A 19,473-nucleotide genomic window follows, 5' to 3' on the forward strand; every position below is an offset into this window, starting at 1 on the left:
AGCCGGACGCCAGCGCAAGCCGATCATGCTTCCAGTACGAGACCATCATACCCAGGCTCGACGCCCGGCGGCAATTCGGCACACAAGCGCGCATAGTCCATGCTGTGGTCCATATGGATCAAAGCCGTACGACCGGGCCTGAGCCGTTCGACCCAGTCCAGTACGGCCGGCAACTCCATATGCGTCGGATGCGGCCGCCGGCGAAGAGCATCGACGACCCATATGTCCAGGCCTTCGTACATGGTCGCCATATCATCGGTCATGATATTGAAATCCGTCGCATATCCGATCGCGGCGTTGCCGGCTTCGAACCGCAATCCGGCGGCATGGATGTTCCCGTGGGGCTGATCGGTCACGCTGATCGCAATGCCACCGATCTCCAGCCGATCGGGCAACGCCTTCGCCTCGATCGTCGGCGGATAGCCCGCGCGGCCGTGAAATGCATAGGTAAAACGCGCGTCGAGCGCCGCCAGGGTCGCCGGCCGTGCATAGCCCCGTACGGGCGTACCGCTCACGTGGTAGAGCTGGCGTAGATCATCGATGCCGTGGCAATGGTCCGCATGGTCGTGCGTCCAGATGACCGCATCGACCCGGTCGACGTCTGCAGCCAGCAACTGCTCGCGCATGTCCGGCCCGGTGTCGATCAGAATGCGCGTACCGTCGTGCTCGATCAGCGCGGACGCCCGCGTTCGACGGTTGCGAGGCTCGGACGGGTCGCAATCGCCCCAGTCGTTGCCGATCCGCGGTACGCCCGACGATGTGCCGGACCCGAGTATGGTAATTCTCACCTTCCGGTTGCGCTCGTCGGACGGGTCTTGGCGAACAGCCGGTGAAAGTTCTCGGCGGTAACGCGCGACAGCTCCTCGACGGACTCTCCGCGCAGCTCGGCGAGAAACTTTGCTGTATCGGCGACGAAACCGGGTTCGCCGGTCTTTCCGCGATGCGGTACCGGCGCCAGGAACGGAGCGTCCGTTTCGATGAGCAGCCGTTCGACTGGCAGCCGAGCCGCGGTCTTCTGCAGGTCCTGCGCGTTCTTGAACGTCACGATCCCGGATATGGAGATATAAAGGCCCATTTCCAACGCCTTGTCGGCGAAAACTCCACTTGCCGTGAAGCAATGGATGACTCCGGGATAGGCGCCCTTCCCCATCTCGTCGGCCATGATCGACGCTGTATCGTCCTCGGCGTCACGGGTGTGCACGACGATCGGCAACCCGGTTTCGCGCGATGCGGCGATATGGGCACGGAAGCTCTTCTGCTGGCGGGCGCGGTCAGCGGTATCCCGAAAATAATCGAGGCCACTTTCGCCGAGACCCACGACCCGCGGATGTTGCGCGCGTTCGATCAGCCTTGCCGCGTCGACATCCGGATAGGTGTCCGCTTCGTTCGGATGGATGCCGATCGTCGCCCATACATCTGGCTCGCGATCGGCGGTGGCGACGACGTCGTCCCATTCGCTTTCCCGTGTCGAGATGTTCAGCATGGCGGTCACGCCGCGGGCCCGCGCACGCTGGAGCACCGCCTGCTGATCCTCGACGAGACCCTTATAGTTCAGGTGACAATGGCTGTCGGCGAGCATCAGGCCTCCGCAGGAAGTTCAAGACGGGGGAACACCGGGGACGGCGGTGCGATCCGGAAGTCGGACGCCGCGACCCGGTCAAACCATCCGTCGTCGTCGATCGCAGCATGATCACGCTCGACGGCGCCAATCTGGTCCAGCACCTTGCCGGCGGACTCCGGAACGACGGGCAGGATGGCGATCGCCAGCATGCGGATCGCGCGGACCAGCGTGCGCAACACGGCATGCATCCGGTCGGGATCGGTCTTGCGCAATGCCCAGGGCGCTTGTGCGTCGATATACTGGTTGCACGCGAACACGCCGCGCATCCATGCCTCGATCGCCTGCGACAGTGCTAGGTCGGTAAAGGCGGATTTGAACCCCGCGCAGGCCACGACGATTTCCTCGATCAGCATGCCGTCGGCATCCGCGACCGTGCCCACCGAAGGAAACACGCCGTCCAGGTTTTTCGCGATGAACGACAATGTTCGCTGGGCGAGGTTGCCAAAGCTGTTCGCCAGCTCCGCATTGACGCGGGTTACGATGGCTTCGGCGGAATAGCTTCCATCCTGTCCGAAGCTGACGTCGCGCAGGAAGAAATAGCGAAGCGCGTCGACGCCGAACGCGTCCGCCAACGCCATCGGATCGACCACGTTGCCAACCGACTTCGACATTTTCTCGCCGCGTGTCAGCAGGAAGCCGTGACCAAAGACGCTCTTTGGCAACGCGATCCCGGCGGACAACAGGAACGCCGGCCAATACACCGCGTGAAAGCGGACGATGTCCTTGCCGATCAGGTGGATGTCGGCAGGCCAGTATTTGGCCCCATCGTCGGCCTTGTCGGGATAGCCCACGCCGGTCAGGTAATTGGTCAGCGCGTCGACCCAGACATACATGACGTGGCCGGGACTGTCAGGCACCGGCACGCCCCAGTCGAAGCTGGTGCGGGAGACCGAAAGATCTTTCAGCCCGCCCTCGACGAAGCGCATGACCTCGTTACGGCGGCTTTCCGGACGGATGAAGTCCGGATTGGCCGCGTAGAGATCGAGCAGGGGTTGCTGGTATTTCGAAAGACGGAAGAACCATGTTTCCTCCGCGGTCCACTCGACCGGCGTTCCCTGCGGTGAACGGCGATCATCGCCCTCCCCCGACAATTCCGCCTCATCGTAGAACGCTTCGTCGCGGACCGAGTACCACCCTTCGTACCGGTCGAGATACAGGTCGCCCGCTTCCGCCATCGCCTTCCAGATTGCCTGGCTCGCGGCGTAGTGATCCTTGTCCACGGTCCGGATGAAGCGATCGTACGAGATGCCAAGGCGGTCCGCCATAGCACTGAAATGGGCCGACATCTCGTCGGCGAACTCACGTACCGGAATGCCCCGTTCGCGCGCGGCCTGCGTCATTTTCAGGCCATGCTCGTCGGTCCCGGTCTGGAAAAGGACGTCGCGTCCGGCCTGGCGTTGAAAACGCGCGATCGCGTCGGCTGCGATCATCTCATACGCGTGGCCAATGTGCGGGCGGCCATTGGGATAGTGGATAGCGGTGGTGATATAGAAGGGGTCGGCCATGCCGCGCTCCTAGAGCATCGCTCCGATCAGGTGAAGCCCAGGCTATGACCGTCGTTCAAATCATCCTCGGGTCAGTGCCGTAGCGACGCGACGATACCCGCCATCTCGAAGACAGTCGCCTGAGCGTCGAGGGAAAGTCCGACTGCGGCGCCGGCCAGGTCCCGCGCGGCCGCATGGGCATCGAGCGCGGTTCGTAGCGACGGGCCCGACCGAACGCGCGCGGCGTCCGCGATAAACGCCTGCGCGCGATCGAGGAACGCTTCGTACCGGGGTTGCGACGTCTTGCCGGCGAGCGCCTTTGCTAGCTTCAGACGACGACCATTGTCGCGGTCGCCATCTGCGGCAATCGCCGCCAGCGCATCGTCGATCCCGGCGATATCCAGGCCCGCATAGCGAAGCGCGCGTCCCGGCGCACCGTCACTGGCCCTGACGAGCGCCGCGACTTCCTGCTCGTCGGCGTCCGGGCGCATCGCCCGGATCGCGGTCGTCACGTCCTCCGCGCCGAGCGCGTCGAACCGCAGGAGACGGCACCGCGATCGGATCGTAGGAAGCAGCCGTCCGGGCGCATGGCTGATCAGAAGAAAGATCGTTCCCGCCGGGGGTTCTTCGAGATTCTTGAGCAAGGCGTTCGCGCCGCCCCGCTCCAGATCGTCGATCGCATCGATCAGCACGACGCGGCGCGGGCTCATCGATGGCGTCGTCGCAAACAAGGGTTGCAACGTCCGCACCTGCGCGATCGTGATGCTGCGCGCGAGATCCTGGTCTGGTTTCTCCGGATCCTTGGGCAGGCGGGCGAGGACGCGGTAATCCGGATGCGAACCGGCCTCGATCAACGACCGCGTCCTATCGCCCTCGGCCACGTCGAAGCCGACGGCAGCCCCATCCAGGGCTACGCCGTCGGCCAACATCCGCATTGCCGCCGCGCGCGCGAACGTCGCCTTGCCCACGCCTTGCGGTCCGGTCAGCAACCAGGCGTGGTGCAGCGATCCGCCCCGCATCGCCGAGAGGAATGCGGACTGCGCGCCCTCGTTACCGTAAACTGCGGTCATGCCCGTCGCGCGACACGCGGCGACGTCATCAGCCGAAGAACCCGGTCAGCCCCGCCCATGCGCGCCCGAAGAAGCCGGCAACTGCAACGTCCTTCTCTGCAACGAGCGGCATGGTCTGCTGAAGCCCGTCGGAGGTCGTGACGACCAGATCGGCAATATGCTGGCCTGCCGTGATCGGCGCCTTGATCGGCCCGTCGTAGACGACCTTTGCCGTAAGGTTTGGCGAGGTGCCTGCGGGCAAGGTTACCGTCAGCGCCTTTGGCGCGACCAGTCCGACCGACGAGGCGTTGCCGAGCTGGACGGGGGCGGTCTCGATCTTGCGACCCTTCGCGACGATCGGCTTGGACTGCCACGCCCGGAAGCCCCATTCCATGAACCGAACCGATTCTTCGGCGCGCTGGTTGGCGCTGGTCAGGCCAGCCACGACCATGACGAGCCGGCGTCCGTTCTGTACGGCCGAGCCGGTGAAGCCATAGCCGGCCTCTTCGGTATGTCCGGTCTTCAGTCCGTCGGCGCCGGCCACTCGACCGAGGATCGGATCCCGGTTGGCCTGCGTGATCGCGCTGCCGCCCATCGTCTTGCCCCAGGTGAAATCGCGCTTCGAATAGAATTGCTTGTACAGGTCGGGGTAGTTGGTGATCGTCGCCGCGGCGAGTTTGGCGAGGTCATGTGCCGTCACGTAGGTGACGCCATTGTCGGGCCAGCCATTGGCGGTTCCGAAATGACTGTCCTTCAGCCCAAGTTCGGCCGCCTTGCGGTTCATCCGCTCGGTGAACGCCTGCTCCGACCCCGAGATGCCCTCGGCGAGAACGATGCACGCGTCGTTGCCCGAGAGCGTGACGATACCGTAGAGGAGGTTTGCCACGCTGACGTTCTCACCCGACGAAAGGAACATCGTCGAACCCGCGGCAGGACCATGCCATTTTGCCCAGGTTTCGGGGCGGACGGTCATCGGCTGATCGAGCTTCAGTTCACCCCTCTTGACCATGTCGAACGCGACATAGACGGTCATCATCTTGGCGAGCGAGGCTGGCGGCATACGGCGGTCCGCATCGCGCGCAAACAACACCGCGCCCGACGACAGGTCTTCCATATACGCGATCGGCGCCGCGGTCTGGAACTGCGGCGCGGCGGCGACGGAAGGATGGGCCAGCGCGATGGCGGCAATCGGGGCAACGATCAGCTTCTTCATGGGGATTCCGTAGGCAAAAGGGAACTCAATCCGTGGGCAGGACCTGTGCATCGCCATAGCCGCGCTCGGCGACCGCGTCACGTGCGCGTTGCAATGCGGAGGGATTGCCGAATGGTCCGATCCGAACGCGGTACAGCCCGCCGATCCGGATGACATCGGCGTCGAGCCGCTTCGCCAGTGCCGTCGCGCGCGCCTCGTTCGAAAACGTCGCGACCTGCAACAGATACCGCTGGCCCGCCGCGAACGTGGGCAACGGTTTATGCTCGGGCGCCGAATACTGGCTCGTCGCGAGCGTATAGCGCGCCGGGAGATCGGTTGATGGCAACGCAACGCCCTTGCCGGATCGCAGCAGTGAAACGTCCCGGAGTGTCGGAACGATCGCGCGAATGCGGACGGCGGCGACCTGACGACGATCCGTCCCCAGCAGATGAGCAGCGGCGCGCGACAGGTCGATCATCCGATCGCGTCGACCTGGCCCCCGGTCGTTGATCCGCACCAGGATCGACCGCCCCGTCTCCAGCGACGTCACCTCGACGAACGACCCGAGCGGCAGCGTACGATGCGCCGCGGTCATCGCATCGGGATCGAACGCCTCGCCCGATGCGGTCCGGTTGCCGGTCAATTCCTCGCCGTACCAGCTTGCGACGCCGGTATCCTCGTAGCCGCCATACAGCCCGCCACCCGCCGAAAGGACCGCGCCGCCACTTTCGCGCGCATGACCGCACGCAGCCAACGCGAATGCGAGGCAGAGAGCCTTAGCGCTCGACCGCATCGGCCAGCAATCCGACCGACAGCGCGTAGAAATTCGAACAGTTGTAATCGAGGATGACCCGGTAATTGCTGGTCAGCAAATAGGCGGTCGCCCCCTGCCCGTCCGGCTCGAGCAGCGTCGCCATGACGCCATCGGACGGCCAGCTGCCGCTCTGCGACGTGATGCCCAGCGCGCGCCATTCGGCGATCGTTCGCCAACCACTATGCCGTTCGAACACGCGTGGGCAGCGCGGCGACACCAGGCGATTACGGACCTGGGAGCGATCGAACCCGGCGGGTACGCCGACCGCGACCCCCCAGGGCTGCCCTGCCCGCCATCCGGCGTCGACGAAGTAATTGCCGATCGACGCGAGTGTGTCTGCGGGACTGTTCCAGATGTCCGCTCGCCCGTCGGCGTCGCCGTCGCGCGCGATGCGAAGATATATCGATGGCAGGAACTGGGGGTTGCCGGTGGCCCCTGCCCAGCTTCCCTTCAACTGGTCGCGCGTCACGCCGCGGTCGAGCATCTTCAGCCCGGCGATGAACTCGCCGGCGAATAACGACCGCCGCCTGCCCTCGTATGCCAGGCTCGCGAGCGAGCGAAGCAGATCGAAATTACCGGTATAGCTTCCGTAGTTCGTTTCATGGCCCCAGATCGCGACCATGATCGACTCCGGCACGCCGGTTTGCTGTTCGATCCGCTGCAGTCGGTAGCGTTGCGCTTGATATGTCTGCCGCCCACGCGCGATCCTTGCCGGATCGACATGCTGTGTCCGGTACGGTGCAAACGCGGGAACGGCGCTCGAGTTGGTGGCGCCGGGCTGCGCGCGGTCCAGTTCGATGACGCGCGTATTGAGCGTCAGTCCCGGAAAGACCGCATCCGCCGTACGGACGCTTACGCCGTCCGCAAGCGCCTGCTGACGCAGCGCAACCATGTAGGATTGAAACCCCGCATCGTCCTGCGCCGTAGCCGGCCCATTAACGGTCAGCGCCGCAACGATGCCGAATACACTCTTGCGCAGCCAAGCCGCTGCTGTCGATGCCCCACCCATTCACGAGATGTGCCACAGACGCGTCATGATCGGAACCTCGCGTCGTCGCATGCTTGGCACGCATAGCCGCGTGGACAGTTTTTCGCGTCTTCGCCCTGTTGGCGCTTTCACATCCGAGCAGGTACGCTAGAACTGCGACGCCGCCATGGGGTGGCGCGGGCTGGTAGCGCAGGTGGTTCGGGACCTGGCAATTGCAGGTTCGAATCCTGTCTGCCCGACTATATCCAGACACATCGCTGAGTGTGTAAGGTCGGTAGCCTGGCGTAGGTTTCCGCCGTGCAACGTGGCGCTGTCTCGACACTTGCCGTCGGTGGTGCCGTTTTACCCCGTAGCCCATTCCCGCTATCCTCCCCGCTGACGCCGGTACCGGCAAACTTAGTCGAACGTGGAAGCTTGGGAGTAACAGCGTGATCGAGGTCAACTTCGACGGCATCGTCGGTCCGACGCACAATTATGCCGGGCTATCTATCGGCAATCGTGCCTCGTTCGCCAATGCCGGCGCGGTGTCGTCCCCTCGGCTCGCTGCGCTTCAGGGTGTTGGTAAGATGCGGCGGATGTTGGCGATGGGGCTTGGCCAGGGCGTCTTTCTCCCGCACGTCAGGCCGAACACCGACTGGTTGCGAACGCTGGGGTTCAACGGCAGCGATACCGAAACGCTCGCTTCGGCTTGGATGTCCGACCGGGCCCTCGTCGCCAATGCGATGTCCGCATCGGCGATGTGGACCGCGAACGCCGCGACGGTCTCGCCGGCGCCGGACACGCGCGACGGGCTGTGCCATCTCTCGGTGGCCAACCTGTCGACCATGCCGCACCGCGCCAGCGAGGCCGGACAGACCGAGCGGCAACTTCGTCTTGCGTTTCCTGATCCTCGCTTCTTCCGGATTCATGCCCCGTTGCCGGCGGCCTTCGGCGATGAGGGCGCCGCGAACTTCATGCGTATCGCGCCCCGTTCAGGCGGGCCGGCGGTGGAAATGTTCGTCTATGGTGAGGGGCAATCGGGTGGCTTCCCGTCCCGCCAGCACCGTACCGCAAGCGAAGCCGTCGCCCGTCGGCACGGTCTCTCCCCCGCCCGCTCACTGGTGGTGCGCCAGAGCGATGCGGCGATCGCGGCGGGGGCTTTCCACAATGACGTCGTCGCCGTCGCGAACGGCCATGTCCTGTTCGCTCACGAAGCCGCGTTTGCCGATCCCGCGGCTCTGTATGCGGCGCTGGCCGCCTTGGTCCCGGATGTCGTGACCATCGAGGTTCCTGCCGACCGGGTCAGCCTGGATACCGCGATCAGGACGTATCTGTTCAATTCTCAGCTGGTGACGATGCCGGACGGGGGCATGACCCTGGTCCTGCCTGGCGAGGCGCAGGAGAATGCGGCGGTCTGGGCGTGGCTGAACGAACTCATCGCGCAGGGCGGTCCGATCGATCGCCTGGAGGTCGTCGACGTCCGCGAATCGATGCGCAACGGTGGTGGCCCCGCTTGCCTCAGGTTGCGCGTCCAGGTTGACGCGGACGCGCTTGCCGCGATCGACCCGCGCTTTCTGCTCAACGAGACGGTTTGCGCCCGGCTCGAACAGGTCATTACCCAAGAATGGCCGGAATCGATCGCTCCCGAAGAACTTGGCGACCCCCGCTTGTGGGATCGATGCGCACGGGCACGGTCAGCCCTGACGGAGGCGTTGGGCTTCGGCACGGACGAACTATAACGGGCGCACCTCGCTAAGGGGTGCGCCCGAAGGTCGACGGCGTTCGCGCTACATCTTGAACCGCGCGCCGGCCAGGAACGTGCGGCCGAAATGGTTGTTCTCGTAGTTCCGGTTCGCGTCGAGATCATTGTACCGGCTGCGGTAATTGTCGGTGAGGTTCGTGCCTTCCAGAGAGACCTCGACCGCGGGCGTCAATTTGTAGCGCAGCGAGGCATCGACGTTCAGTGTCGAGTTGTACCCTTCGAACAGATTGCCCGTCGCCGAACTCCCGTCGATATACGGACTGCGATAGCTGACCGACCCACGCGCGCTGAACTTCTTGTCCTCATAGTACAGCGTGCCGTTATAGGCGCGCTTCGACAGGCCGTAGAGCGTCGCAGTGCGCGTGATGGCAGGCAACGCGCCCAGCACGCCTCCCGGCGAGATTACCGCGCCGGTAACCGGATTGAACGTTGCGCGCGATACCGTGGTCGCGGGACCGGCCTGGGTATAGTCCGCCTTGGAATCGACGAACGTGGCATTGGCCAGGAAGCCGAAATTCTTCAGGAAGCCCGGCAGGAAGCGGAAGCTTGATTGAAGCGAGATTTCCATCCCCTTCAACGATGCGCCGACGCCGTTTACGGGCGCGTTGATCTGCCATTCCTGGCCTTCCGGATTGAGCGCGGCTGGCGAACTGGCGGGGATCACGGAAAGCGGCAGGCCGGTCGAGGCGAACGTGCCGCTGCGTGGCTGCGTGACGGGGAAGCTTTCGATCAGCTTCTTGAACAGCGCGACGGAGAAAATCGATTGCGGCGCGAAATACCATTCGGCGGCGAGGTCGAACGCCGTCGCGCGGAATGGCTTGAGCAGCGGGTTGCCGAACGTCACGCGGTAGTTGAAGCCATCGACGGATCCGCCCGGCGTCAGGCTGCCGAGACTGGGCCGTGTCAGCACCTTCGAGATCGCACCGCGCAGGATGACCTTCTCGGTCGGGAAGAACGCCACGTTGATCGCCGGGAGCCAATCGTCATAGCTTCGGCCCACCGTCGCTGGCGTGTTGACGGTGACGCCACCGACGACGGCAGATGAGATGCCGGTCGATTTCTGGCTCGTATGCGCATACCGCATGCCAGCGTTCGCCGCATAGTTGAGGCCGAGGATATCGCCCTTCACGTCGAACTCGGCATAACCACCGGTGACTTCCTCAATCACGCTGCGGGTATCGCCCACCAGCACGGTCGGCGTGCGGCGGTAAAGTCCCGTATAGGCGGCCGACGCATCGATGTTCGGCACGAGGAAACTGGTGGTCGATCCCGAAGGCTGACCGGCCTTGCCAAGGTTGAAGACTTCGCCGAGGCTGCCTGCAGGGAACCCGTAGACCGCAGTCGGGCCGAACAGCGTGTTCGGCGAACAGTTCAGGGTACCCAGCACGACGTCCTTGCCGCCTGCGTTCGGACAGACCACCGCATCACGCGAGAAGCCCTTGGTATCGAACGAGAAGCGCCGATACATCGCGCCGGTCTTGATCTGGAACCCTTCCGCGACGTCCCATTCGGTGCGGAGCTGCGCGGTACGGAACGTGTTGACCGTCTCCGACGGCCGGTCGCGGATCTCGGCCAACTGGAAGTTCGCCGGGTCGGTAACGCTGGTCCCGAACGTCAACGTCGGATGCTTCATGTCCGTATAATCGTAGCTATAGCCCTGGGCGTCGCGATCATCGAACACGAACGTCGTCTCGACGGGGATCGTCGCATCCGATTTCGAGAAGCCGCCGAGCAACGTGAAGCGGAACTTCTCGGTCACGTCCTGATCCCAGCTGCCACCCAGCTGATAGAACTCGGTCTGCGATTTACGCAGATAGTGCTCGGTACGAACCCAGGCGTCGTTAAGCGTCGCCTTCACCAGATTGTTGTTGGCATCGATCGTGAAGTTGCTGATGTCGATCGAGCGTTCGTTCGAGCGCAGCAGTACTTCGCCCCATTTTTCCTCGCGGGTTTCCTTGAAGCGGGAATAGAGCCCGTCGATCGAGACCTTGGTCGAGTCCGTCGGCGACCATTGGACGCTGCCCGTCAGACCAAGACGTTCGCGGTCGTGCCGGACCGAGCCGTAGCGCGGGATACGCGGATGGAACGCGAGCGCTGCCTGGTCGCAGCCTGCCGCGTTGGTGTACGTACCGCCCCGGTTCGGTTGCGTGAAGCAGCGGGCGCCGTTCACGGAATCGAACACACCCTGCGCCCAGCGGACGCTGTTGTTGCCGAGTTCGAGATTGTTGGTCTTGGTATAGGCGCCCGACAGCGCGACGCCGAACGTGCCGTCTGCCGACTTCCATGAGAGCAGCCCGGCAAGGCGCGGACCGAAGTTCTTGCTGAGATCATTGTAACTGGCCTGCGCCGATCCGACGAGCGTGACGCCGGTCTTGCCGCCAAGGGGGTTACCCGTGTTCAAGTCGACGACCGCACCAAGCGACCCTTCGTCGAGCGATGCTTCCGCGGTCTTGTGCACGACGATGGAATTGAAGAGCTCGGAAGCGAACACGTTGAAATCGAATGCGCGATCGCGATTGGAGCTGGCACCGTCGGTCGATGTGGCGACCGTTTCGAGGCCGTTGACGCGGACCCGCGTATACTGCGCGCCCAGCCCTCGCACGGTGATCGCACGTCCCTCGCCGGCATCGCGCTGGATCGAGATGCCGGGAATGCGTTGCAACGATTCCGCCAGGTTCTGGTCGGGGAACTTCGCGATATCCTCCGCGACGATCGCATCGACGGATGACACCGATTGGCGCTTCACGTTCAGCGCGGCATCGAGCGAGCGGCGGAAGCCGGTCACGATGATCTCGGCGGTCTCGCTATCTGCCGGTAGTGTACCCGGCGCGGTTTGCGGCGCCGTGGTCGCGGCGCTGTCGGTCGGCTGACCGTCGGGCACGACGGCAGTTTGCGCCGGAGAGAGATCGACCTGTGCGGGGGTGCCGGGCGTCACGCTGTTCGGGACCTGAGCCGCCTGCGCGAACGCGGCGGCTGGCATCGCGAGCCCGAGGATCAAGCTGCCAATGGAGATTTGCCCGAGACAGTTCGCCTGCCGGTTCCTGGTCGATTTCTTCAAGCCCATCACGTCACTCCCCGTCCGGTCAAACCGATGACACCGGTTGCGATCCGGTCATTCGCCGACTCGCAACCGCCCTAATTGGTTTTGGGGAACAAGATCCGTTACTTGGAACGGTCGCATCTCATCCTCTCCCGCATGGTCAGCCGTTGCTGATCCTCACCCCGGAGCCTCAAATGCTTAGGTAACCGGTGTCAGAACAATGTCGGAGGATCGATTGCGTGTCAACACGTCGTCGGTGCGTGCGGTTCGTTGCTCGGCGGACTGGTCGCGGATCGTCGTTCAATGCTGGAGTTTCGAGAGTACCGACCAAGACCCGGCGTCGGACTAGGGTCGGTAACGAGCGTTGCAGCGGCGGTGCGCGCCGACGCAGATCGGCCAGCAGATCCGTCGGATAAGCAGTATCCGTCAGCTTCCCGGCTGAACGTACGGGACTCGGGCGAACAGCTCGCGCTGCCAGCCTCTTGGGTCGTGTTCGACACGGGACCGGGCGTCGAATATCATCGTGGCGCGGTCCGAGACATCGTAGCGGGGCCAGCGCGCCGTGGTGCCATGATGGGGATTTCCGGTCTTGGCGAAAGCAACAAAGCTTTGCTGGATCGCGTCGGATGCCGACCGCGCGTCCGCCGAAGTTCCGGTTTGCGAACCCGCCGCGTCCAAAGTGCCGAACACGAGCGGAATGTCCATCGTGTGGAAGGCCCCGCGTCTTGGATCCGTCCGCGACGAGAAATCGACTTGATACACCCATGTCGGAGCGGCGATCGCGGATCTGGCTTCGGCTTCGACGACTTGCCCGCGCCAGCTTCGGCCTGCGGTGGTGGCGTCGTAGAAGACATCGACTGCCGACCAGGTCGGAAAGCGCGCGCGATACTGCGAGACGACCCATTCGGGAAGAATGTCGATCTTCAGTTCGGGGGCCATGCGCGCGGCCAGGTTGCTCCAGTCGAGCCCCCGCACCTTCGGCGAGTCCGGGCTGATGAAGCCGCGCGTCTCGCCGCGGGTGTTGCCGAGTATCATCGGAATGCCGCGCCCGAGCGGATTGGCATCGGGCCAGAAGGGATGCCGCGTCAGCCATTTCATGTCGAGGACAGGACCGAAATACAACCCGCCGCCCAAGATCGGGTCGGTCGCGTCCAGTGCTTCGACAAGTCGCTCCGTGGACATTGTCAGCAAGGGCGACAGATCATCCTCGGTCACGTTCAGGCGCTTGAGATATTCCCTTGCGCGCTCGGTGGCATGCATCGGACCGGATACCGTGACTTGTTGCCCGCTCATCGTTGCGGCTCGGTGGAACAGCCCTGACGCTGCCGGCATCCCAATCATCGTAGCGATCTTCGCGCCGCCACCCGACTGGCCGAATACGAGCACCCGCGCAGGGTCGCCGCCGAACGCCGCAATATTGTCCCGAACCCATTCGAGCGCGAGTATCAGGTCGAGTTGCCCGGCATTGCCGCTGTCCGCAAATCTAGCATCGAACCGCGCCAGATAGAGGTAGCCGAAAGCGTTGAGGCGGTGATTGACGGTGACGACGACGCAATCGCCTCGTGCAGCCAGCGTCCGCCCGTCGTTCAAGGGATCCGTGACGCTACCGTTCGAATAGGCACCGCCGTGGATGTAGACCATCACCGGCTTCTTAGCGCGCGCGTCGGTCTCTGCGCTCCAGACGTTCAGGTACAGGCAGTCTTCGGACTGCGGACCATAGGGCCCCGATTGCGGGCAGACCGGACCAAAAGCATCGGCCGGACGGGTCTGCCCCGGCATGGAAACCCCAACGGGTGCGCAAAACCGTTCGGCACGTCCGTAGCGTATGCCCTTGAACGTCAGGACCTGGCGATCATTGGTCCCGACGAACGTGCCTGAAGGCGCTCTTACCGTCGGCGAAATGCCTGCGGCCGCAGCCCCCGAGCCGATCGATCCGCTCGCAGGCATCAAGACTGCCGCAGCCGTGCCAAGAACGGACCGTCGGGTCCAGCGGTCAGCGTCGGACATCCAGTCCCCCGTCGAGATAGGCGTCGATATCTGCCTGCCGGAACAGACTCGCGTCGCCAGGCAGCGAGTGCTTGAGTGCTGCGAGGGCTAGGCCGATCCGCGCGACCTCGGCGATGTCCTTGCCGGACCGAAGCCCGTGGAGAACGCCTGCCGCAAACGCATCGCCGCCGCCGATCCGGTCAACGATGCCTGCCAGCACGACCTCGTCGGTCTGAACATGGTCGTCGCGCGTATCGATCCGCGCGGACAGGCGGTGAAGATCGACATGCTCGACGTGACGCGCGGTAGACGCGATCGTCTGCAGGCGGGGGAACGCCGCGAATGCCGCCTCGGTAGCTTCGCGTCGACGGTCTTCGGCGTCGCCGGCGAATTCACGGTCGAGCAACAGTGCAATGTCGCGATGATTACCGAACATCAGATCGGCGTGCTCCACCAACGGCACCAGGATCGCGCGGGGATCGGAATCCCAACGCTCCCATAGCTTGCCGCGCCAGTTACCGTCGAACGACACCGCGATCCCACGTTCCGTCGCCGCCCTGACGGCAGCGAGTGCCGCCGTTGCGGGAACGGGTCCGAGCGCCGGCGTAATGCCTGAAAGGTGTAGGCGATCGACGCCGTCCAGCAATGCTTGCCAGTCCCAGGCCTCAGCGGGCGCCTCTGCAAATGCCGACCATGCTCGATCGTAGACGACTTCGGTGGCGCGCAGACCCGCACCCGATGTCACGAAGTATAGCCCCATTCGATCGCCGCCGAGTGAGATCCTCGACGTGTCGACACCGTGACCCCGCAGCGTCGTGATCGCGGCCCGGCCAAGATCATTGTCAGGCACCATCGTCGCCATGCCGACATCGTGACCGAGCCGCGCGAGCTGCGTGACGACGTTGGCCTCGGCACCGGCGACCCAGACGTCCAGCTTGGGCGTCTGGAGCAGCAACTCGCGCCCCGGGGGAGAAAGCCGCAACATGATCTCGCCGAACGCCAGGAATTTACGCATATCGCTCTCTCATTTTGAACCGCCCGTCCCGGGGCGAGATCGTTGCGTCGCACGAAACGTGTGTCTCACGGCTGATACGGACGGGGAACCCCCGCGTCGGAGACGGCACCGCGTCACGGCTGCCGAAACCTACCGCGCCAGCCAGCCTCCGTCGACGGCGAGGATGTGGCCTTGCACGTAGTTCGCGGCGGCAGAGGACAGGAACACCGCCGCCCCGCCGAGGTCGCTGGCATCGCCCCAGGCGCCTGCCGGGATGCGGTCGAGGATCGAGCGGTTGCGGGTCTCGTCCGCCTGTAGTGCGGCGGTGTTGTTGGTCGCGATGTATCCCGGCGCGATCGCGTTGACGTTGATGCCTTTTGCGGCCCACTCGTTCGCCAGCAGCTTGGTAAGGCCGCCGATCCCGGACTTCGAGGCGGTATAGCTCGGCACGCGGATACCGCCCTGGAAGGTCAGCATCGAGGCGATGTTGACGATCTTGCCTGAGCCCCCCTCCTTTTCGATGCGCGCGATCATGTGGCGCCCGGCCGCCTGGCACAGGAAGAACACCGACTTCAGGTTGGTGTCGATCACCGCATCCCAGTCCGCTTCGCTGAAGTCGACCGCGTCGGCACGGCGGATGATGCCGGCGTTGTTGATCAGGATGTCGAGCCGGCCAAGCTTGGCGACGGTCTCGTCGACGACGCGCTGGACCGGTTCGATCGTCGACAGGTCGGCCGAGACGATCTCCGCTTTTCGCCCCAGCGCACGGATCTGCGCGACGGTGTCTTCGGCGGGCGTACGACCGACGCAGGCGACGTCGGCGCCAGCGGCGGCGAGCGCGACGGCGATCGCCTCGCCGATGCCGGTGTTCGCGCCGGTGACGATCGCGACCTTGCCGGTCAGGTCGAAGGGGTTTGTCATGCTTTCTCTCTCATTCCCCTCCCGCCTGCGGGAGGGGTTAGGGGAGGGGAAATGCGGACCAGCGCTCGTGGACACGCCCTCCCCCGACCCCTCCCGTGAACGGGAGGGGAGAAGATTTACGCCAGCTGGCAAATATCCAGGACGTTCATGTCGGTATAATCCTGGTTCTCGCCCGCCATCGCCCAGATGAACGCGTACGCCTTGGTCCCCGAGCCCATGTGGATCGACCAGGGCGGGCTGATCACCGCCTCCTCGTTTGCCATGACGATGTGGCGGGTCGCCTCGCCCTCGCCCATGTAGTGGAACACGCGGTCCTTCTCGAGATCGTCGAGTTCGAAGTAGAAATAGATCTCGCTGCGACGCTCGTGGATGTGCGGCGGCATCGTGTTCCACACCGATCCGGGCTTCAACACCGTCAGGCCCATCACCAGCTGCGCGCTGTCGCAGATGCCGGGGATGACCATCTGGTAGATCGTCCGCTCGTTCGAGTCCTCGAGGCTGCCGCGCTCCAGCGTGGTCGCATCGCCGACCGAGATCACGCGCGTCGTGAACGCCTTGTGCGCCGGGCACGACGCCAGATAGAAGCGCGCGCCGTCGCCCGAGAACTGCACGTCCTTGGCGCCCATCGTCACGTACAGGCAGTCCTTGTTGCCGAGCGTGAAGGTCTCGCCGTCGACCGTGACGGTGCCGCTGACCTTGCCGACGTTGACGACCGCGAGTTCGCGACGCTCCAAAAACGGGTGCCCCGCGGCTGATGCCGGCTCGGCCTGGTCGGGCAGCTTCACCGACCCGCTCGCAACGGCAACGCCGCCGATCACGAAGCGCTCGGCGTGCGTGTAGTTGAGCACGCATTCACCGTCGCGGAACAGGTCCTGGATCAGGTAACGGTCGCGCAGTTCGTCGTTGGAGACGCACTCCATCATGTCGGGGTGCGTGGCGTAGTAAGTGCGGTCGTACATGGTGAGCTCCGGTCAGGCCGCTTGCGCAGCGAAATGGGGTTCGTCGATACGGTAGGCGCGGCGAACGAGGCCGCTCGTCAATTCATGCGCGAGTTCGACGGCTTCCCAGTCGGCAAGGCGGTGTTCCGCCACCAACCGCGCCAGGAACCCGCAGTCGATCCGCCGCGCGACATCGTGCCGCGCCGGGATCGATAGGAACGCGCGCGTATCGTCGTTGAAGCCGACGGTGTTGTAGAAACCCGCGGTTTCGGTCGTCATCTCGCGGAACCGTCGCATTCCCTCGGGACTGTCGTGGAACCACCAGGACGGCCCCAGCTTCAGGCACGGATAATGCCCGGCGAGCGGCGCCAATTCGCGCGCGTAGGAACTCTCGTCGAGCGTGAAGAGAATGATCGATAGCCGCGTGCTGGTCCCGAACCGGTCGAGCAACGGCTTCAGCGCGTGCACGTAATCGGTCCGCGTCGGGATATCCGCCCCCTTGTCGCGGCCATGGCTCGCGAACAGCCCGGCATTGTGGTTGCGCGACGAGCCGGGATGGATCTGCATCACCATGCCATCCTCGACCGACATCGCCGCCATCTCGGTGAGCATCTGCGCGCGGAAGAGTTCGGCGTCGGCCGGCGTCCAGTCCCCGCGCGTCACCCTGGCGAACAGCGCCTCGGCCTCGACGCCGGAAAGATTGGCGGTCGCTGCGGTCGGATGCCCATGGTCGGTGGCGGTCGCCCCCGCCGCGCGGAAGTCGGCGCGGCGCTTGCGATGCGCGGCGAGATAGCCCTTCCAGTCATACACATCCTCACCGGTCAGCTCGGCAAAGCGCGCCATCGCCGGCGTGAATGCCTCATGCTCGACGTCGATCACCCCGTCCGGACGATAAGTCGTGACGACGCGCCCGTTCCAGCCCGACTGGCGAATCCGGCGATGCGCGGCGAGGTCGTCATGCGCGCCCTCGGTGGTCGCGAGAAACTCGATCCCGAACCGGTCAAACAACGCGCGTGGCCGGAACGCGTCCGAGGCCAGCTTCTCGCCGATGATGTCGAAATACCGGTCCGCGGTAGACGCTTCCAGGGCAACGTCGATCCCGAACACGTCGGCAAACACATGATCGAGCCACAATCGCGAGGGCGTGCCGCGGAACAGCGTATAATGCTCGGCGAACAGCGCCCACGCGGCACGCGGATCGGTCGCCGGCACGCCGTTCAGCCGCGGGATAGCCAATGCGTCCAGATCGACGCCCTGGCTGTAAAGCATTCGGTAGAGATAATGATCCGGCGCCAGCAACAACGACGTCGCGTCGGTCCAGTTGGCGTTTTCTGCGAACCAGACGGGATCTGTGTGACCGTGCGGGCTGACGATCGGCAGCGCCGCAACCTCCGCGTAGAGCATCCGCGCGATATCACGCGTCGTGGGTTCGGCAGGAAAGAGCCGGTCGGGATGCAGTTCCAACGGGCGGGCCATGCTACTTTCCCTCGTCCAAAATTCCGCCGCTTGATGCGATCGTCGTGAGACCGGTAACCGGTGTCAGTTTTCTAGGCAACCGCAAATGCTGCATCGATCGTGCTCATGCATGCTCTGGGGGTGGTGCCACGGACGCACGCCTGATCAGCGTCGACAGGAACAACGACGGCTCTTCGACACGGTCGCTGCCGTCGTCGACGCCGGCGATGAGCTTCAATGCCGCCGAGCGCGCCATCGACGCGATCGGCCAGCGTACCGTCGTCAGCGGCGGCCACACGTGTGCCGCGATCGGCGTATCATCGAACCCGATGATCGAAAGGTCGCGCGGGATATCGAGCCCGCGCTGTCGTGCCGCGTGAATGATGCCGGCCGCCATCTCGTCATTGGACGAGAAGATCGCGGTCGGCCGCGGCATCAGGTCGAGCAGACGCTCGGCGGCGGCAAGTCCTGATTCGAAGGTATAGTTTCCGTCAGCGATCATGCTGCGCGGCAAGGCTATCCCTGCCGACGCGAGCGCGTCTTCAAACCCCAATCTGCGTTCGCGTGCCGAGCGAAACCCGTGTGGACCGGCAACCAGCCCGATCCGGCGATGTCCTTGCGCTATCAGGTAATCGGTCGCGGTCCGGACGGCTTCGCGATCATTCGAAGCGACCATATGGTCGTTGTCGTCGATCACCGCCGAGCCCATCCGAACGTAGCGACACCCGATCGAGTCGCACAGTTTTGCTACAGAGTCGTTCTCGCTGACCGGGGGCATCAGCAGCACGCCGAACAACCGCTGCCGCTCGAGGAAATGGCGCAGGTCGTCGAGCATCGTCGCGGATCCCCGGTCCAGCGGGCGCACGACCATCTCGAACTCGGTCCCGTGCAGCGCCTCAAGCATACCCTGCTGTACGTTCAGCACCGTCTGGGCATTGGGATTGTCGTGAACCAGGCCGATCAGGAAGTTTCGCCGGAGCGCCAGCGCGCGCGCCTGCGGGTTCGGAATGTAGCCAAGACTGCCGATGACGTCTTCGACTCGCTTGCGTGTATCGTCGTTGAGCAATGGCGATCGGTTTATGACCCGGCTGACTGTCTTCTTGGAGACACCAGCAATCCGCGCCACGTCGTTGATCGTCGGCTGGCCGGTTTTCTGCATCCGCTCGGCATAGCCGGACGACATCGGAACAGCCAGTCCCCTCCATGATTGTCCCGTAACGGCGATAAGCCCGCGGCCGGCTTGTCAATGA

At 64.4% G+C, this 19,473-nt stretch carries 15 protein-coding genes; 1 reads left to right on the forward strand and 14 read right to left on the reverse strand.

Features of this window, described 5'->3' with window-relative positions; all coding sequences use genetic code 11:
* Positions 1-23: 23 nt before the first annotated feature.
* The 7 genes from SJY41_RS04665 to SJY41_RS04695 all read right to left on the reverse strand — a co-directional run bounded on the left by SJY41_RS04665 (position 24) and on the right by SJY41_RS04695 (position 7,169).
* Complete coding sequence (locus SJY41_RS04665) at positions 24-788, reverse strand: MBL fold metallo-hydrolase (RefSeq protein WP_380779476.1); 765 nt, start codon at positions 786-788, stop codon at positions 24-26.
* Positions 785-1,579, reverse strand: coding sequence for a TatD family hydrolase (locus tag SJY41_RS04670; protein WP_380779478.1), 795 nt, complete (start codon positions 1,577-1,579; stop codon positions 785-787). The genes SJY41_RS04665 and SJY41_RS04670 overlap by 4 nt, the downstream gene beginning before the upstream one ends.
* A complete protein-coding gene (metG, locus tag SJY41_RS04675) occupies positions 1,579-3,126 on the reverse strand; it encodes a methionine--tRNA ligase (protein ID WP_380779480.1) in 1,548 nt (515 codons plus the stop codon). Before metG ends, SJY41_RS04670 begins: the two co-directional genes overlap by 1 nt.
* A 71-nt stretch (positions 3,127-3,197) precedes the next feature.
* Positions 3,198-4,175 (reverse strand): AAA family ATPase, encoded by a 978-nt coding sequence (locus SJY41_RS04680; protein ID WP_380779482.1) that lies wholly within the window; start codon positions 4,173-4,175, stop codon positions 3,198-3,200.
* A 28-nt stretch (positions 4,176-4,203) separates the two neighbouring features.
* On the reverse strand, positions 4,204-5,367 hold the full coding sequence (locus tag SJY41_RS04685) for a D-alanyl-D-alanine carboxypeptidase family protein (RefSeq protein ID WP_380779484.1): 1,164 nt from the start codon (positions 5,365-5,367) through the stop codon (positions 4,204-4,206).
* A 25-nt stretch (positions 5,368-5,392) separates the two neighbouring features.
* Entirely contained in the window at positions 5,393-6,139 is a 747-nt protein-coding gene (locus tag SJY41_RS04690; RefSeq protein WP_380779486.1) for a septal ring lytic transglycosylase RlpA family protein, read from the reverse strand.
* Entirely contained in the window at positions 6,123-7,169 is a 1,047-nt protein-coding gene (locus SJY41_RS04695) for a lytic transglycosylase domain-containing protein (protein ID WP_380779487.1), read from the reverse strand. The genes SJY41_RS04690 and SJY41_RS04695 overlap by 17 nt, the downstream gene beginning before the upstream one ends.
* A 407-nt stretch (positions 7,170-7,576) precedes the next feature.
* Between SJY41_RS04695 and SJY41_RS04700 the strand changes: the two genes are divergently transcribed.
* A complete protein-coding gene (locus tag SJY41_RS04700) occupies positions 7,577-8,866 on the forward strand; it encodes an N-succinylarginine dihydrolase (RefSeq protein WP_380779489.1) in 1,290 nt (429 codons plus the stop codon).
* A 48-nt stretch (positions 8,867-8,914) separates the two neighbouring features.
* On the opposite strand, the gene SJY41_RS04705 is transcribed toward SJY41_RS04700, so the two are convergent.
* The 7 genes from SJY41_RS04705 to SJY41_RS04735 form a co-directional block, all read right to left on the reverse strand.
* On the reverse strand, positions 8,915-11,953 hold the full coding sequence (locus tag SJY41_RS04705; RefSeq protein ID WP_380779491.1) for a TonB-dependent receptor: 3,039 nt from the start codon (positions 11,951-11,953) through the stop codon (positions 8,915-8,917).
* A gap of 402 nt (positions 11,954-12,355) precedes the next feature.
* The gene (locus SJY41_RS04710; RefSeq protein ID WP_380779493.1) at positions 12,356-13,936 is read right to left on the reverse strand and encodes a carboxylesterase/lipase family protein; all 1,581 of its coding nucleotides are present in this window, start codon (positions 13,934-13,936) and stop codon (positions 12,356-12,358) included.
* The gene (locus SJY41_RS04715; RefSeq protein WP_380779495.1) at positions 13,923-14,930 is read right to left on the reverse strand and encodes a sugar kinase; all 1,008 of its coding nucleotides are present in this window, start codon (positions 14,928-14,930) and stop codon (positions 13,923-13,925) included. Before SJY41_RS04715 ends, SJY41_RS04710 begins: the two co-directional genes overlap by 14 nt.
* Positions 14,931-15,059: 129 nt before the next feature.
* Positions 15,060-15,830 carry a 2-dehydro-3-deoxy-D-gluconate 5-dehydrogenase KduD gene (gene kduD / locus SJY41_RS04720; RefSeq protein ID WP_380779497.1) on the reverse strand — a complete coding sequence of 257 codons (771 nt, stop codon included), beginning with the start codon at positions 15,828-15,830 and terminating at the stop codon, positions 15,060-15,062.
* 116 nt (positions 15,831-15,946) lie between these two features.
* Positions 15,947-16,789 (reverse strand): 5-dehydro-4-deoxy-D-glucuronate isomerase, encoded by an 843-nt coding sequence (gene kduI, locus SJY41_RS04725; protein WP_380779500.1) that lies wholly within the window; start codon positions 16,787-16,789, stop codon positions 15,947-15,949.
* A 12-nt stretch (positions 16,790-16,801) separates the two neighbouring features.
* Positions 16,802-18,244, reverse strand: a complete 1,443-nt coding sequence (gene uxaC, locus SJY41_RS04730; RefSeq protein ID WP_380779502.1) for a glucuronate isomerase — start codon at positions 18,242-18,244, stop codon at positions 16,802-16,804.
* Between the two features lie 103 nt (positions 18,245-18,347).
* A complete protein-coding gene (locus SJY41_RS04735; protein WP_380784060.1) occupies positions 18,348-19,382 on the reverse strand; it encodes a LacI family DNA-binding transcriptional regulator in 1,035 nt (344 codons plus the stop codon).
* Positions 19,383-19,473 lie beyond the last annotated feature (91 nt).

This window comes from Sphingomonas sp. R86520 (genome assembly GCF_042466285.1).
In the GTDB taxonomy this organism is placed as follows: Bacteria; Pseudomonadota; Alphaproteobacteria; order Sphingomonadales; family Sphingomonadaceae; genus Sphingomonas.

Bases quoted from the DNA above. Each gene is read 5' to 3' on its own strand.
- SJY41_RS04715 (WP_380779495.1), bottom strand. From the start codon at position 14,930: ATGCGTAAATTCCTGGCGTTCGGCGAGATCATGTTGCGGCTTTCTCCC.
- SJY41_RS04705 (WP_380779491.1), bottom strand. From the start codon at position 11,953: ATGGGCTTGAAGAAATCGACCAGGAACCGGCAGGCGAACTGTCTCGGG.
- kduI (WP_380779500.1), bottom strand. From the start codon at position 16,789: ATGTACGACCGCACTTACTACGCCACGCACCCCGACATGATGGAGTGC.
- kduD (WP_380779497.1), bottom strand. From the start codon at position 15,830: ATGACAAACCCCTTCGACCTGACCGGCAAGGTCGCGATCGTCACCGGC.
- SJY41_RS04690 (WP_380779486.1), bottom strand. From the start codon at position 6,139: ATGCGGTCGAGCGCTAAGGCTCTCTGCCTCGCATTCGCGTTGGCTGCG.
- SJY41_RS04670 (WP_380779478.1), bottom strand. From the start codon at position 1,579: ATGCTCGCCGACAGCCATTGTCACCTGAACTATAAGGGTCTCGTCGAG.
- metG (WP_380779480.1), bottom strand. From the start codon at position 3,126: ATGGCCGACCCCTTCTATATCACCACCGCTATCCACTATCCCAATGGC.
- SJY41_RS04685 (WP_380779484.1), bottom strand. From the start codon at position 5,367: ATGAAGAAGCTGATCGTTGCCCCGATTGCCGCCATCGCGCTGGCCCAT.
- SJY41_RS04735 (WP_380784060.1), bottom strand. From the start codon at position 19,382: ATGCAGAAAACCGGCCAGCCGACGATCAACGACGTGGCGCGGATTGCT.
- SJY41_RS04680 (WP_380779482.1), bottom strand. From the start codon at position 4,175: ATGACCGCAGTTTACGGTAACGAGGGCGCGCAGTCCGCATTCCTCTCG.
- SJY41_RS04710 (WP_380779493.1), bottom strand. From the start codon at position 13,936: ATGTCCGACGCTGACCGCTGGACCCGACGGTCCGTTCTTGGCACGGCT.
- uxaC (WP_380779502.1), bottom strand. From the start codon at position 18,244: ATGGCCCGCCCGTTGGAACTGCATCCCGACCGGCTCTTTCCTGCCGAA.
- SJY41_RS04695 (WP_380779487.1), bottom strand. From the start codon at position 7,169: ATGGGTGGGGCATCGACAGCAGCGGCTTGGCTGCGCAAGAGTGTATTC.